Genomic DNA, 14,612 nt, shown 5'->3' with positions numbered 1-14,612 from the left:
TTCTGAAAAATCAGAGGGTTATTCCATCAGTTGCAAAATTTCCGCGATTGTCGTCGTGGCGAACCCGACGGCACTGTCGGAGATACCATAGGGAACCAGCAGCGTTTCGCCCACCTTCAAAGCGCCACAGGTGTAGACCACATTCGGGACATATCCGAAACGGTCGGCATCGATCGCGGTCAACAAGGGTGTGCGACTGCGAGCGATCACCTTCGACGGATCGTCGCGATCGAGCAGGGCGCAGCCGAGCGCGTACTTGCGCATCGCGCCAACGCCGTGGGTTAGCAGGAGCCAACCCGCTTCGGTGAGGATCGGAGCACCGCAATTGCCGATCTGGACGAATTCCCAAGGGTACTTCGGCTCCATCAGCAGGACGCCGTCATCGTCCCAGCAATCGAGCCGGTCCGAATACATCAGGAACAGGTTCTTCCCATCCTGCCGCCCGACCATGCAGTAGCGGCCGTTCACCTTCTGCGGGAACAGCGCCATGCCCTTGTTCCGTCCAGCGCGGCCTTCGATCGGTTCGAGCACGAATTCGCGAAAATCGCGGGTGCGCAGCAGTTCGGAGCGGATCGAGCTGCCCGAATAGGCGGTATAGGTGCCCACCCATTCGAAATCGCCGGCCCCATGATCGAAGCGCACCAGCCGCAAGTCCTCGAGCCCGCCCTTCTGTTGTTCGGTGATCGGAAAGATCACCGAGTTGGACAGGCTGGACTCGGCATGCCGGTGCACGGTGACGGCACTGTCGGCGTCGACCAACGAGGTATCGTCGATTCCCATCGCGGTGGCGAAGTGGCTCTGCGGCCAGAGCTGGAAGGTGCCGTCGGCATGGGCGATGCCTTCGCGGAACACGATCGAGCTGATGTGACCCTCGCCCACCGCGCGCAAGCTCATCACGAAGCGGACAGCGCCGCCGGTCATGCCCGACTGATCGGGATGCGGCACCACGCTGGGGTTCATCAGCGCGGCGGCGGCATAAGTGTATTCATGGCAGAAATAGGCGCCGATCAGCTTCTTGCGGACAGTGTCGATCGCATCGCCATCAAGGCAGAGGCGTTCCTCCACTTCGCTATAGCGTTCGAGGAAAAGCTGCTCGGTCTGCCAATGACGCTCCTCGAAATCGGCGAGCACGCGCACGTACTCCTCCGCCGCCTCCCTGTGCGGAAGGGCAAGAATGTCGGCAACGAGGCGCGCCGGGCGCGATCCTTGCGCGGTGTCCGACGACCATCCCAGATGGAATGGCCGCAGGACTACCCGCGAAGGATCGGCATGCAGACGTTCGTCAAGAATTCGCAAGCTGGTGTGCGTCCTGCTGCGGTCGGTCGACAAGTGCACTCCCCAGGATTCGTGCCGTTTCGGTCGGACGGCCCCTTGGCCGTGCGCGCCGGGCCAGCGCCTGCATCGCGTAATATGAAAGCTGGAATGCCAGAATCGATTCCGCGCCGCAATTCTCGTTCGCGCCCTGGGGTGTAATGCCATCACGGCAACGGCCCGAAGCGATATCGCCCAGAGCAACGCCGCGGTCGTTTTCGCCAAGATACCAGCGGTAGGCAGCCTCCGCATGATCGAGCCAGGCCTTGTCGCCAGTCGCATCCCAGGCGACGGCGCAGGCATCGATTGCAGCCCAGGCTTCGAGCGGTTGCTGGTCGAACGGCATCGATTCGAACGGGCGGTGGAAGGTTTCCGACCCGATTGCGCGGAAGCGGCCGCTGGCGGAAATCTGCTGGCGGCAGATGAAGCGCAGCGAATCGAGCCCGCTTTCGAGCCAATCGGGCCGATCCATCAGCCGCGCCGCCTCGATCAGCGCCTGCGGCATGCGCGGGTTGTCATAGCCGAGAACGGTTTCGAACCAGGCCCAGTCGGGCCGGCGCTCGGCCTGAAGCAGGCGGTGCAGCATGTCCGCGCCGCGCAGCACGATGTCCCGCGCCTGTGCATCGTCGGGCAGAACCTTGAGCGCCTCGATCGCGCCGAGCATGGTGAAGGCCGTGGCGCGCGGATAGGACACCTCGGACAGCGGGCCGGCGGCTATATCGAACCACTGGCGCGCCCAGGCCCGCAGGCCCGCATCGGGCGCGTGGCCGATGGCGTGGCCCAGCGCCCACAGGGTGCGGCCGTTGCTGTCTTCCGAACCGATGCTTTCGCACCACGTCCGGTCGAACGCCATGAAGTTGCGGAAGCGGCGCTCGTCAGGGTTCCAGGCATACTGGATGAAGGAGGCGTAGACCGTGGCCCAGCGCTGGCGTTCGGCCAGCGGCACCGCGTCCGCCTCGCCCATCAGGATCAGCGCGCGGACGTTGTCGTCTATGCAGTAGCCGTGGCGGCGATCGGGGACGATGCCGATGGCATGCTGGTACATGCCGGTATCGTCGCTCATCGCCCGTACGCCGGTAAAGCCGGGCGTGGCAAGCACGTTGGCCGGCTTCACGCTGGCGACGGCCACGTCCTCGACCAGGCCGGCGGTGGCTTCGGCAAAGCGGGGCCAGATCGTTTCGCGACCGCGGGCGTAGGCGCGGCGCTGCATCGCCGAAAGCCGGTCAGGATCGCCGAGCAGCGCGTTGACCGCATCGGCCAGCGCGTCTGCCGAACGCGGCGGCACGAGCATGCCGACGTCATCGGACAGCAGTTCGGTCGCATGGACGTAAGGGGTGGACACGACCGCCTTGCCCAGCGCGACGGCATAGCTGAGCGTGCCCGATGTCGACTGCTGGAGGTTGGGATAGGGCGTGACATAGATGTCGCAAGCCTCGATCGCGTCGAGCAGTTCATCGGTGTCGAGGAAGCGGTTGTCCCACACGATGTTGCCGGCAACGCCAAGCTTTTCGGCGAGCGCGACCAGGCGGTCGCGATAGGCTTCGCCTTCGCTGGCGACGAGGTTGGGGTGCGTGGCGCCGACGATCCGATAGATCGCTTGCGGATGCTCCGAAACGATCGCGGGCAGCGCCTCGATCATCGTTTCGAGCCCCTTGCCCGGGCCCAGCAAGCCGAATGTCATCATCACCGGGCGATCCGACAGGCCGAGGCGGGCCTTGAAGGCTTCGGTGCGGCCGAAGGGCCGATCGGGGGCGCCATGCGGGATCACCGCGATGCGCGCCGGATCGACGCCATATTCCCGCGCGAGAAGCCCACAGGAATGCCGGCTCATCACCATGATCCGGCTGGCGCGACGCAGGATGTGATCAAGCACGCGGCGCTGGTCGGCGCTCGGTTCCGCCAGGACGGTGTGGAGCGTGACGATCAGCGGCGCGGCGACTCGATCGATCAGATCGAGCACCATGTCGCCAGCCTCACCACCGAAGATGCCGTATTCATGCTGAAGCCAGACCGCATCCACGCCGTCTTCGTTGATGCGGCGCGCGGCGATCCGGTAGTCCTCAACCGAATCGGCGCGGATCACGCTGCGCGCGTCGGGATAGGCGTGCGGGTCGCTGGGGCTGTCGATCACATGGAGATCGACCGATACGTCACTGCGATGCAGACCGATCTGTTCGAACAGGTCGGTGGTGAAGGTGGCGATCCCGCACTTGCGCGGGCGGAACCCGCCGATCAGCGCCAGACGCAGGGGCTGGGCGACAGCCTGGGGGATGTTGGCGGGCGATTCGGCAAAGAAAGGCAGAACGGCCGCAGAGCCGGTCAGCTGGCGCTGGCGGCCGAAAGCAATGTGATGTTCGATCGTCATCGATAGCAGGCCCCGAATGTCCAGAAACTGTGCGTACGATGAACCAAACGCCGCAAACGCGATTCAGTTGCGCCGCGATGCAGCAAGATTTGGCTTCCTCATGGAGATTTTGTCGCATTTATCCTTCATTTCAAGGGTTGAAACAAAAGACATATTGCTCGCTTGTGCAGCAATCAGGGCGCGAACCAGCGCTGCTCCCAGCCGAAGGTCGCTTCGACGGGAACACCGTTCTGATCGAGGGCCGGCCGGAAGCGGAAGCGGTCCGTGGCGAGCTTGCAGGTGATGGCATCGGCGGAAGGATCGCCGCTGGGCCGATAGACCCTGCAACCGGCGACCCGCCCATCGGTTCCAACCGTCAGCAGGATCACCACGCTGCGCCCGATCCGGCCATCGCGCCCTTCGCGCGGATAATCGCGCGCCGAGGTGATATCGCCGGCGACCTTGACTGGCCGCGTGGCGACATACCGTCCACCCGCACCATTGCCCGTACCACCGCTGCCCGTGCCGGCGCCGGCCGAACCGCCCCCGGTGGCATCGCCTGCCGCGCTGGCGCCTGACCGGGTATCGTTGCCGGTGGAGGCAGCCGGCGCGGCGTTGACCGGAGAGGATACAGGCAGGCGGGGCTTTGGCGCGACGACCTGCGTCGCCTTGGCCTTGCGCGCTGCTGCGCCCTCCCTGCCCTGCTCCTGCCGCGAGGTCACAGGCGTTGCGCTTGGGGTCGGCGTGGGGCTGGGCGCGGGTTCGACAAGCGCGACATCGGTTGCCACCAGCACCGACCGCGCAGGTTCGGGCAACAACCCTGCCGCGCTCAATCCGCGCAACACGATAAGCGCGAGTCCGAAGTGAACGATGACGACAAGAGCAAAAGCCACGGCGCGGGGGCGTCGCCCCAACTGGTCCGCGCTGGCAAAGGCGTTGGGCGCCGAAAACGAATCGGGTTCGGCCGCCTGAACCAACTCACTATGAGAAGACGATTTTTTCACTCTGAACAGACCGGATCGGACTCAATCTGCGGAAAATGCGATGTGCGGTTTGCTGCAACGGACCAAACCGGGTTAATATCCTGAGCAATAGTGTACTGTGATATACCGCTTAGGGCCGGAAGGGGCCACAGTCGTGGTGGGCTTTCGCCCGGTTAGGAAGAATATGAAGATACTCGTCGTCGAAGACGAACCCTTGCTGGCCATGCTGCTCGAGGAAAGCCTCGCCGATCTGGGCCATGAATCCGTCACATCCGCCGCGACTGTCGATCAGGCGCTGGCTGTGCTGGACAGCAACCCCATCGATTGTGCGCTGCTCGATTTTTCGCTGGGGCGCGACACCACTTCTGCGCCGGTGGCCCGCAGGCTGCAGGAACAAGGCACGCCGTTCTATTACCTGAGCGGGCATGCTTCGCTCGAGGATACCGACGAAACCCCCGATGCGCCGCTGCTGGTCAAGCCGGTAAGCCTCGATGCGCTGAAGAACGCGCTGAGCGCGATGGGCCGGACAACGCGCGCCGCCTGATCGGCGAACCAGCGCTGACGCCGCCCGCCGCGACGGGTAGCGTCAGGCAAGACCGTGATATTGGCGATACCAGTCGACGAAGGCGGCAACGCCGTCGCGCACGCTGGTGCGCGGCTTGTAGCCCAGATCGCGCTCCAGGTCGGAAACGTCGGCAAAGGTATCGGGAACGTCGCCCGCCTGAAGCGGCAGCAGGTTGCGCTCCGCCTTGCGGCCGATCGCCTCTTCGAGCGCCTCAATATATTCGGTCAGCTTGACCGGTGCGTTGTTGCCGATGTTGTAGATCCGGTAGGGCGCATTGCTCGTGGCCGGATCGGGGTTGCGGGCATCCCACGCCGGATCGGGCTGCGCCGGCTTGTCCAGCGCCCGGATCACGCCTTCGACGATGTCGGTAACGAAGGTGAAATCGCGAGTGTGGTTGCCATAGTTGAACACATCGATCGGCTTGCCGGCGATGATGTTCCTGGCAAACAGGAACAGCGCCATGTCTGGCCGCCCCCACGGTCCATAGACGGTAAAGAAGCGCAGGCCCGTGGTCGGCAGGCGGTAGAGATGGCTGTAGCTGTGCGCCATCAGCTCGTTCGCCTTCTTGGTCGCGGCATAGAACTGCAGCGGGTGGTCGACCCCGACGTGCTCGCTGAACGGCATCGCCTTGTTCGCGCCGTAGACCGAGCTGGTCGAGGCATAGACGAGGTGTTCTACCCCGCCGTGGCGACAGGCTTCGAGGATGTTGGTGAAGCCGACGATGTTGCTTTCGACATAGGCGTGCGGGTTCTCGATCGAATAACGCACTCCGGCCTGCGCCGCGAGATTGACCACCTTGCGGATATCGTTGCGGGCGAAGGTGTCTTCGACCACCGCCCGATCGGCGAGATTGGCGCGCACGAAGGTGTAGGACGCATTGGTGCGCCGCGCCGTTTCCTCGAGGATGCGCAGGCGCGCTTCCTTGATCGCGGGATCGTAGTAGTCGTTCACCACGTCGAGCCCGACGACATCGTCGCCGCGTTCGAGCAGGGTCCTGGCGGTGTGAAAGCCGATGAAGCCGGCGTTGCCGGTCACGAGTATCGCCACGTATGCGCTCCGTCCCCGTCGGGGCTGGAGAATTGCGCGCCGACGCCATGGCCGCTCTAGGCGGCGTGGACAAATTCCGCAACGCCACGGTTTCCCTGCTGAAGGCCCCGGCAAGGAGCGAGGCCGCAGGTGGAGTGGGCCTCCATCAAGGCCGAGTGACGCCGCCGGGGCCTTCACCAGGGAAACCCCTTGGGGCTGGACCAAAAAGCGCCATCGCAGCGTCGGCTCGGCTCGCAATATTCCCGATATTGCTCCGCCTCGCCTTCTCGCGCTGGCGCTTTTTGCCTCCAGCCGTGGCGCTGTGGAATTTGTCCACGCCGCCTAGGCCATCGACTTGTGCGACGTAAAGTCCGTTAGCTGCGGCAAATCGCGTTGCGCCGGACCCATGCTGCGGGCATCACCGCGCGATGACCGGTCTTTTGCGAACGATACTGCTGATGCCATGGTGGACCGCCACGCTGGCAACCGGGGCCAAGAGCTTCATCGACCACCCCTTGATCGGATCGCGACGGCTGAACGAGGCGGGTCTGCACGTGGCGAGGGTACGTGCCGCGCACGCCATGGCCGCCCGACGGCGCGCGCGCGTCGCTCCGCGCGTAAGGGCCGAAGACCGCGAGGCGTTTGCCCGCGACGGCTTCGTCATGCGCCGCAACTTCCTGCCGCCGGCGGTGTTCGCGCGCCTTCACGAAGGCCTGGCCGCGTGGCAGGGGCCATGCCGCGACATGGTGCAGGGCGATGCGGTGACGCGCCGTTTTGCGCTCGATCCGGCGCTGCTGGCGGCAATCCCCGAACTGCGCGCGCTATCGCTGCATCCCGAATGGCAGGCGCTGATCCGCTATGTCTCGAGCTTCGATGTCGAGCCCGTCTCGTACGTCCAGACCATCCTGGCGCGTCGTGGCGATGGAGAGCGGACCGCGCAGACCGACCCGCAACTGCGACTGCATGCCGATGCGTTCCAACCCTCGGCCAAGGCTTGGCTGTTCCTCGACGACGTGCCGGAGGACGAAGGGCCGCTGACTTATGTTCCCGGCTCGCACCGGTTGACCGAACAGCGGCTCGCCTGGGAAAAGCGCATGAGCCTTGCGGCGCCCGAAGCCGAACGGCTTACCGCGCGCGGTTCGTTCCGGGTGCAGGAGGATGACCTTGCCGAAATGGGCCTGCCGGGGCCGATGCGCTTTGCCGTGCCCGCCAACACGCTGGTGGTGGCCGACACGTTCGGCTTCCATGCGCGCGGGCCATCGGTGCGCCCTTCCCGCCGCACCGAGATCTGGGCCTATTCGCGCGGCAACCCTTTCGTGCCGGCGGGCATGCCGGACTATGCTGCGGCGCAGGCGATCAATTCGCGGCGCGTCAACGCCTACTGGAAGGGGCGCGATTTGGTGTCGCGCTGGATCGGCCAGCCCTGGCAGGATGTCGGCCCGCGCAATCCGTTCGACGGAGGGTAGACGGCGAAAGGGTCCGTTTGGGATGGTTTAAAAATATCATCCTTACTGTAAGGTTTGGAACCATACCGAAATCTATCTTGTTGCATTGCAGCGAAAGTTGTGTCTTAAATTGGCGGTAATTTGTTAACCACGGACAGTACTGCGATGGGCAATCTGCTGAATCAGGCTAGAAACCGGGATACGGCAAAGTCTGATCCTTCACCAGACGACCAGAAATTTACTGCAAAGCTTCCCCAGACATCAGTGGAACTCATCAGCCGGGGACGTTCGGTCATTCAGACCGAAGCGAAGGCATTGGACAGACTTTCAACCTGCTGGACGAGAGTTTCGCGGAAGCCGTACGCCTGATCCTTGCTACGTCGATGCGCGTTGTGGTCACCGGAATGGGCAAGTCGGGACACATCGGTCGCAAGATCGCAGCGACCTTTGCCGCGACGGGCACGCCGGCGATCTTCATCCACCCGGCAGAGGCAGCGCATGGCGACCTTGGCATGATCGTAGCCGGCGACACGCTTCTTGCGATCTCCAATTCAGGCAATACTGCCGAACTGCGCCCTATCCTGGCTCATGCGACGAAACTGGGCTGCAAGGTCATCGGTATTGCTTCGGCGGTCGATACATTGGTGATGCGCCGCGCAGACGTGCGACTGCTGCTGCCCAAGGCACGGGAAGCCTGCCCGGCCAACATTGCCCCCACCACCTCCACTACGCTGACCGCGGCGCTTGGCGACGCGCTGGCGATCACGACGATGCAGGTGCGCGGCGTGACGCGCGAAGGTTTGCAGGCGCTGCACCCGGGTGGCGCAATCAGTGCGCGGCTGATGCCGGTGACCGACGTGATGCGCGGCGCGGACCACATGGCGCTGGTTCCGCCCGACCAGCCGATGCGCGACGTGCTGGTGACGATGACCGAGAAGAGCCTCGGCATTGCCGGCGTGATCGATGGCGATGGCCGCCTGATCGGGGTCATCACGGACGGCGACCTGAGGCGCCATGTCGACACGTTGCTGACATCCTGCGCGGCCGACGTGATGACGCGCAATCCCAAGACCATTTCGATCGCCGCGCGGGCAGGCGATGCGCTGGCCGTCCTCGCCGAAAGCAAGATAACCGCGCTGTTCGTGGTGGACACCGGCAACAGCGCCTTCGATTGGGAAGATCTTGGCCGGCCGGTGGGTGTGATCCACATTCACGATTTCACGGTGCCGGGCGCGGGCTGATCGCGGACCGCTGGCCCCGCCCGCGCTCCAATCGCGAGGGGCAGACGAAAATCGACGCAAAGTAAACCGCGGCTTTCCGAGGATTTAACACTAATCCTCTATCAGGCTGCCGTTAACGCGCGAGTCGTCCAAGCCCTATGCCATTGAAAGTCCTTATCGTTTTCGGAACTCGCCCAGAGGCGATCAAGATGGCGCCGCTGGTTCGGGCGCTGTCGGGCACGGCGGGATTCGAGACGCGCGTCTGCGTGACGGCGCAACATCGCGAAATGCTGGACCAGGTGCTGGCGATCTTCGACATCGTGCCGCACTACGATCTCGACATAATGAAGCCGGGCCAGACGCTTTCGGGCATTACCAGCGCGATCCTGAACCGGATGGCGGAACCGCTGGCCGACTTTCGCCCCGATATCGTGCTGGTCCATGGAGACACCTCGACGACCTTTGCCACCACGCTCACCTGTTTCTACCAGCAGATCCCGGTGGGCCATGTCGAAGCGGGGCTGCGCACGGGCAACCTCTATTCGCCCTGGCCCGAAGAGGCGAACCGCAAGCTGACCGGCGCGCTCGCCAGCCTGCACTTCGCGCCGACGGAAAGGTCGCGCGACAACCTGCTCGCAGAAAACGTCTCGGCCGCGGACATCCACGTCACCGGCAACACGGTCATCGATGCGCTGCTGATCATCAAGAATCGGCTCGAAGCCGATGCCGCGCTTGCCGCGCAGGCCTCCTCCCGGTTTTCGGGATTGCTGCGCGAGAACGCGCGGTCCGTGCTGATCACTGGGCACCGACGCGAAAACTTCGGCGACGGATTCGAACGCATCTGCGAGGCCATCTCGCAGCTGGCGGCGCGGCATCCCGATGTCGATTTCGTCTACCCAGTGCATCTCAACCCGCAGGTGCGCGATCCGGTCGGCCGGATCCTGGCTGGAAAAGGCAACGTCCACCTGATCGAGCCGCAGGAATACGTGCCATTCGTGTCCTTGATGGCGCGGAGCCACCTGATCCTGACTGATTCGGGTGGTATCCAGGAAGAGGCCCCGGCGCTGGGCAAGCCGGTGCTGGTGATGCGCGAAACCACCGAGCGGCCCGAGGCGGTCGGCGCCGGGACGGTCAGGCTGGTCGGCACCAGCATCGACCAGATCGTCGATGGCGTGAGCGAACTGCTCGAGGACGAAGACATCTATCGGCGCATGGCTTTTGCGCACAACCCCTATGGAGATGGCCAGGCGTGCGAACGGATACGGAAGGTGCTGGAGCAGTGGGCATGAAGACGGTCAAGCGACAGCCGGCCGCGGTCGGCAAGGCCGGCCGGGACGCGCGCCCACAGCGCATCTCGGTGATCGGGCTGGGATACATCGGCCTGCCCACCGCCGCGGTTTTCGCATCGCGCGGGATCGAGGTGATCGGCGTGGACACCAACGCCGGCGCGGTCGAGACGATCAATCAGGGCCGCATCCACATCGTCGAGCCCGATCTCGACATGGTGGTGCAGGCGGCAACATTTCAGGGAAAGCTGAGGGCCACGCTCGTGCCCGAACCTGCCGACGCCTTCCTCATAGCCGTGCCGACGCCGTTCAAGGACGAGCACGAGCCCGACCTTTCGCATATTGAGGCCGTGGCCAAGGCAATCGCGCCAGTGCTGAAGGCGGGCAACCTCGTGGTGCTCGAATCCACCTCCCCCGTGGGTGCGACCGAAAAGCTGGCAGACTGGCTGGCGGCGGCGCGCACCGACCTGACCTTCCCGCAGCAGGCGGGCGAGGCTTCGGACATTCGCATCGCCTATTGCCCTGAACGGGTACTGCCGGGCCATATCCTGCGCGAACTGGTCGCCAACGATCGGGTGATCGGCGGGATGACACCGCGCTGTTCCGAAGCGGCGGCGGCGCTTTATCGCACGTTCGTAAGCGGGGAATGCGTCATCAGTGACGCGCGCACGGCCGAGATGTGCAAGCTGACCGAGAACGCCTTTCGCGACGTGAACATCGCCTTCGCCAACGAGCTGTCGTTGATCTGCGACAAGCTGGGCGTCAGCGTGTGGGAGTTGATCGCGCTAGCCAACCGGCACCCGCGGGTGAACATCCTGCAGCCTGGCGCGGGCGTCGGCGGGCACTGCATTGCCGTGGACCCGTGGTTCATCGTGTCGCAGACGCCCGAGGAAGCACGCCTGATCCACACCGCGCGGCAGGTGAACGACCACAAGCCGCATTGGGTGACGGGCAAGGTCATGGCCGCGGTGAATGAGGTCGCCGCCAAAAAGGGGATCAAGGCGGGCGAGGTAAAGGTTGCGGCGTTCGGGCTGACCTTCAAGCCCAACATCGACGACATGCGGCAGAGCCCCGCGCTGGAGATCGTGGGCAACCTCGCCCCGTTCTTCCCGCACGGCATCTGGGCGGTCGATCCCTATATCGACGAGCTTCCGGCCGACCTTGCCGCCAAGGGCGTCACGCTCGTGCCGATGGCGCAGGCGTATGAGACGGCGGACGTGCTGGTGCTGCTGGTGGACCACCGCCAGTTCATCGAAAACCGGCCCGAGCGCCGCGCCGGCACGCGCACGATCGACACGCGCGGCATCTGGAGAAGCTGACCGCGCAAACCAACAGTGATCGGCAGTGCCAAAGGTTCAGCCGATCGCCCGCACGAGAAGGCCCGTGGCTCAAGCAAGAAGATGCTCCTCTTCGTGGCGGCTTCTTCTGCTTGCCAAGGGAGCAGCCTCTCACGCAAGACACCTCCGGCCAGGCTGCTCCATCAGCCATCGCCGGTGAGATGAGCGCCATTTCCGAAAGCCAAGGTCGAGACATGCAGGTTGCAGTGGGAAGCGAAATAGTTTTCGCGAACGATCGTCCGTTCGTCCTCATCGGGGGCATGAACGTGATCGAAGACGAAGCGATCGTGATGGAGGTGGCGCAGTCCTTCGTCGATGTGACGACGAAGCTCGGCATCCCCTATGTTTTCAAGGCCTCGTTCGACAAGGCCAACCGGTCCTCGATCACCTCGTTCCGCGGCCCGGGCCTCGAGCGCGGATTGGAGGTACTTGCTGCGGTGAAGGCTCGGTTCGGCGTGCCCGTCCTGACCGACGTCCATGAACCGTACCAGGCCGCGCCGGTGGCGGAAGTGGCCGATATCATCCAGTTGCCGGCCTTCCTCGCGCGCCAGACCGATCTGGTCGTGGCGATGGCGAAGACCGACGCGGTGATCAACATCAAGAAGCCGCAGTTCCTTGCCCCGCACGAAATGGGGCACATCATGCGCAAGTTCGCCGAAGCCGGGAACGAGAAGATCATCCTGTGCGAACGCGGCAGCAGCTTCGGCTACAACAACCTCGTCGTCGACATGCTGGGCATGGACATCATGAAGCCGATGGCGCCGGTCGTCTTCGACGTGACCCACGCGCTACAGAAGCCGGGCGGCCGTGCCGACAGCGCGGACGGCAGGCGGGGCCAGGTGGCGGCGCTGGCCCGATCGGGAATGGCGCTGGGGATTGCTGGCCTGTTCCTGGAAGCGCATCCCGATCCGGACAAGGCAAAGTGCGACGGCCCGTGCGCCTTGCCGCTCCACACGCTTGAGCCATTCCTAGCGCAGGTGAAGGCTATCGACGACGTGGCAAAGTCGCTGCCGGTGCTGGTCACGGGCTGAGGATTCAGCCGGCGAGCCGATCTGCGCCTCCGCTTTCGAGGCAGCTTCGCCTACCTTAATCCATGCCGCGTTCGGCTAGGATCCGCTCGATCGAAGGGACATCGCTCGGATTGTTCAGCTCGATGGCGTCCCAGGTCAGCGGATCGAGATGCACCAGGCCGACCGCAAGGCCCAGATCGAGGAAGCGCAACTGCTCAAGTCCTTCTAGCTGCTCAAGCGCGCTTGCCGATGCGGCCTTGTAATCGCGCAGGGCCTGCGGGCGGTAGGCATAAAGACCCAGGTGCAGGCTGATCGGCGGAAATTCCTCCTCTGCCGCTGCCACCGGAAGGTAGGGAATAAGGCGCTTCGAGAAGTAGAGCGCCCGGTTGTTCCGGGTGGATACGACCGTCGTGCCGCCGACACGCCCTTCGGCGGCATCGGCAGCGAGATGGGCGTAGGTCGTTCGCGAACAGCGAACGGCCGGAGTCACCATGGTCAGCGCCGGATCTGCGGCGAGAGTTGCCACCATGTCGCGCACGATATGCGCAGGCGAGAGCGGCGCATCGCCCTGCAAATTCACGATCACTTCAGCAACGTCACCAAGCCGAGCGATGGCATCGGCACAGCGTTCGGTGCCGTTGGCACAGCCCAAATCTGTCATCACGACGTTGCCGCCGAAGCTGCGCACCTCGTCAGCAATCCGGTCATCGTCGGTTGCAACCCAGACACCGGTGCAACCTTCAACCGCCGTGGCACATTCCCAGCTGCGACGGATCAGCGTCTTCGCCTCCCCATTCGCGCCTCGCAGCGCGACAAGCGGTTTACCGGGATAGCGGCTCGACGCGTAGCGCGCAGGGATGATGATGGCAAAAGATGGCAACGGCATTCGCCATCGGTAACGTCAATTGAGGCCGATGCGAACGAAATCGTGGATATGGATGATGCCTACCGGAACCCGCACCCCATCATCGTCTGCCTGAACCACGAAGGCCGCGGAAATCTTGAGGTCGTTCAGCACTTCGAGCGCGGCCTCCGCGCTCATGTCGCCATCAAGGCATTTGGGCGCTGCGGTCATAACCTCCTTGGCCGTAACGTTGGCCAGCACATCGAAATGGCGCCGCAAGTCCCCGTCGGTGATGACGCCGAGCAAGGCCCCCTGCTCGTCGACGATGCCGGCAATGCCGAAACCGCGAGACGTCATGACCGAGATCACGTCGGGCATCCGCGCATTTAGCGTCACCAACGGCATCGATTTCGCGCCATGCATGAGGTCTCGCACCGGAAGCAGGCGCAGTCCGATCGCGCCGCCTGGATGAAGAAGCTTCATGCCGTCTTGTGAGAAGCCCCGCATGTCCATCACCGCCATGGCGAGAGCATCGCACAACGCGAGTTGCATGGTTGTCGAGGTCGTCGGCGCGATGTTGGCATGGCACGCTTCGCGTGCTCTAGGCAGGCAGAGTTGAACGTCTGCATGGCGCATGACCAATGATTCAGGGCGCGAGGCGATGCCGATCACCGGAACTTCGAGCGCGCGGGCATGGCGCAGCAGGGAGTGGAGCTCGGTCGTGCTGCCCGAGTTTGAAATGACCAGTAGGACGTCGCCGGGCACCAGCATGCCAAGGTCACCGTGCGCTGCCTCTCCCGGATGGACATAGAACGACGGCGTTCCTGTAGCGGAGAAGGTCGCTGCAGCCTTGCGACCGATCTGGCCGGACTTCCCCATGCCGGTGACGATTACTCGCCCCTTTGCGTCAAGAATCGTATGACAGGCCTCAACGAAGTTCTGGTTCAACGATTGCTCGAGCTTCTGCAAAGCCTCGATCTCGATCCGAATAACTTCGGCTCCACGACTGATCGTGGCTTTTTGACCGGCCTCGAGAGCGATGAGATCGGCTTCCATCCGTTGGCCCTAACTTACCTGCACCGCCATCATCGATGATGGAGCGATAGGAATGGACGACCTGCGAACCAGACGAGAACGCTATGGAAAGCGTATCCGAAGCGGCGAACAGGTCGAACTTTGGCTAACCTTTGAGGCGGGAATTTCGCCCCAATGCTGCGCTTGCTAACTGCTTGGTACTCTGA

At 63.9% G+C, this 14,612-nt stretch carries 12 protein-coding genes; 6 read left to right on the top strand and 6 right to left on the bottom strand.

What is annotated here, in order from left to right:
- Positions 1-18 precede the first annotated feature (18 nt).
- From HHL27_RS01245 to HHL27_RS01235, 3 genes are all read right to left on the bottom strand, one after another.
- Positions 19-1,296, bottom strand: a complete 1,278-nt coding sequence (locus HHL27_RS01245) for a glycoside hydrolase family 130 protein (protein WP_169491558.1) — start codon at positions 1,294-1,296, stop codon at positions 19-21.
- Entirely contained in the window at positions 1,283-3,676 is a 2,394-nt protein-coding gene (locus HHL27_RS01240) for a glycosyltransferase family 4 protein (protein ID WP_169491557.1), read from the bottom strand. Before HHL27_RS01240 ends, HHL27_RS01245 begins: the two co-directional genes overlap by 14 nt.
- A 173-nt stretch (positions 3,677-3,849) precedes the next feature.
- Positions 3,850-4,548, bottom strand: coding sequence for a TonB family protein (locus tag HHL27_RS01235; protein ID WP_338114795.1), 699 nt, complete (start codon positions 4,546-4,548; stop codon positions 3,850-3,852).
- Between the two features lie 274 nt (positions 4,549-4,822).
- Here HHL27_RS01235 and HHL27_RS01230 point away from each other — a divergent pair, with 274 nt between their 5' ends.
- Complete coding sequence (locus HHL27_RS01230) at positions 4,823-5,182, top strand: response regulator (RefSeq protein ID WP_169491556.1); 360 nt, start codon at positions 4,823-4,825, stop codon at positions 5,180-5,182.
- A gap of 42 nt (positions 5,183-5,224) precedes the next feature.
- Here the strand turns inward: HHL27_RS01230 and HHL27_RS01225 are convergent, their stop codons facing one another.
- Complete coding sequence (locus HHL27_RS01225; protein WP_169491555.1) at positions 5,225-6,250, bottom strand: NAD-dependent epimerase/dehydratase family protein; 1,026 nt, start codon at positions 6,248-6,250, stop codon at positions 5,225-5,227.
- 437 nt (positions 6,251-6,687) lie between these two features.
- Here HHL27_RS01225 and HHL27_RS01220 point away from each other — a divergent pair, with 437 nt between their 5' ends.
- The 5 genes from HHL27_RS01220 (at position 6,688) to kdsA (ending at position 12,548) form a co-directional block, all read left to right on the top strand.
- Positions 6,688-7,695 (top strand): phytanoyl-CoA dioxygenase family protein, encoded by a 1,008-nt coding sequence (locus HHL27_RS01220; RefSeq protein ID WP_338114794.1) that lies wholly within the window; start codon positions 6,688-6,690, stop codon positions 7,693-7,695.
- 362 nt (positions 7,696-8,057) lie between these two features.
- A complete protein-coding gene (locus HHL27_RS01215; RefSeq protein ID WP_240959239.1) occupies positions 8,058-8,915 on the top strand; it encodes a KpsF/GutQ family sugar-phosphate isomerase in 858 nt (285 codons plus the stop codon).
- A 137-nt stretch (positions 8,916-9,052) separates the two neighbouring features.
- The gene (gene wecB, locus HHL27_RS01210; RefSeq protein ID WP_206069307.1) at positions 9,053-10,183 is read left to right on the top strand and encodes a non-hydrolyzing UDP-N-acetylglucosamine 2-epimerase; all 1,131 of its coding nucleotides are present in this window, start codon (positions 9,053-9,055) and stop codon (positions 10,181-10,183) included.
- Positions 10,180-11,499, top strand: coding sequence for a UDP-N-acetyl-D-mannosamine dehydrogenase (gene wecC / locus HHL27_RS01205; RefSeq protein WP_169491552.1), 1,320 nt, complete (start codon positions 10,180-10,182; stop codon positions 11,497-11,499). The genes wecB and wecC overlap by 4 nt, the downstream gene beginning before the upstream one ends.
- A 212-nt stretch (positions 11,500-11,711) precedes the next feature.
- A complete protein-coding gene (kdsA, locus tag HHL27_RS01200; RefSeq protein ID WP_169491551.1) occupies positions 11,712-12,548 on the top strand; it encodes a 3-deoxy-8-phosphooctulonate synthase in 837 nt (278 codons plus the stop codon).
- A 55-nt stretch (positions 12,549-12,603) separates the two neighbouring features.
- Here kdsA and HHL27_RS01195 read toward each other — a convergent pair whose 3' ends face one another.
- The gene (locus HHL27_RS01195; RefSeq protein WP_169491550.1) at positions 12,604-13,413 is read right to left on the bottom strand and encodes a 3-deoxy-manno-octulosonate cytidylyltransferase; all 810 of its coding nucleotides are present in this window, start codon (positions 13,411-13,413) and stop codon (positions 12,604-12,606) included.
- Positions 13,414-13,428: 15 nt separating this feature from the next.
- A complete protein-coding gene (locus tag HHL27_RS01190; RefSeq protein ID WP_169491549.1) occupies positions 13,429-14,427 on the bottom strand; it encodes a KpsF/GutQ family sugar-phosphate isomerase in 999 nt (332 codons plus the stop codon).
- Between the last annotated feature and the right edge of the window lie 185 nt (positions 14,428-14,612).

This window comes from Novosphingobium olei, from assembly GCF_012927405.1.
In the GTDB taxonomy this organism is placed as follows: Bacteria; Pseudomonadota; Alphaproteobacteria; order Sphingomonadales; family Sphingomonadaceae; genus Novosphingobium; species Novosphingobium olei.
This window is presented reverse-complemented; position numbering and strand designations above follow the sequence as displayed.

Coding starts and splice junctions, on each gene's coding strand:
- wecC (WP_169491552.1), top strand. CDS start 10,180: ATGAAGACGGTCAAGCGACAGCCGGCCGCGGTCGGCAAGGCCGGCCGG.
- HHL27_RS01220 (WP_338114794.1), top strand. CDS start 6,688: ATGCCATGGTGGACCGCCACGCTGGCAACCGGGGCCAAGAGCTTCATC.
- HHL27_RS01215 (WP_240959239.1), top strand. CDS start 8,058: ATGCGCGTTGTGGTCACCGGAATGGGCAAGTCGGGACACATCGGTCGC.
- HHL27_RS01190 (WP_169491549.1), bottom strand. CDS start 14,427: ATGGAAGCCGATCTCATCGCTCTCGAGGCCGGTCAAAAAGCCACGATC.
- HHL27_RS01230 (WP_169491556.1), top strand. CDS start 4,823: ATGAAGATACTCGTCGTCGAAGACGAACCCTTGCTGGCCATGCTGCTC.
- kdsA (WP_169491551.1), top strand. CDS start 11,712: ATGCAGGTTGCAGTGGGAAGCGAAATAGTTTTCGCGAACGATCGTCCG.
- HHL27_RS01240 (WP_169491557.1), bottom strand. CDS start 3,676: ATGACGATCGAACATCACATTGCTTTCGGCCGCCAGCGCCAGCTGACC.
- HHL27_RS01195 (WP_169491550.1), bottom strand. CDS start 13,413: ATGCCGTTGCCATCTTTTGCCATCATCATCCCTGCGCGCTACGCGTCG.
- wecB (WP_206069307.1), top strand. CDS start 9,053: ATGCCATTGAAAGTCCTTATCGTTTTCGGAACTCGCCCAGAGGCGATC.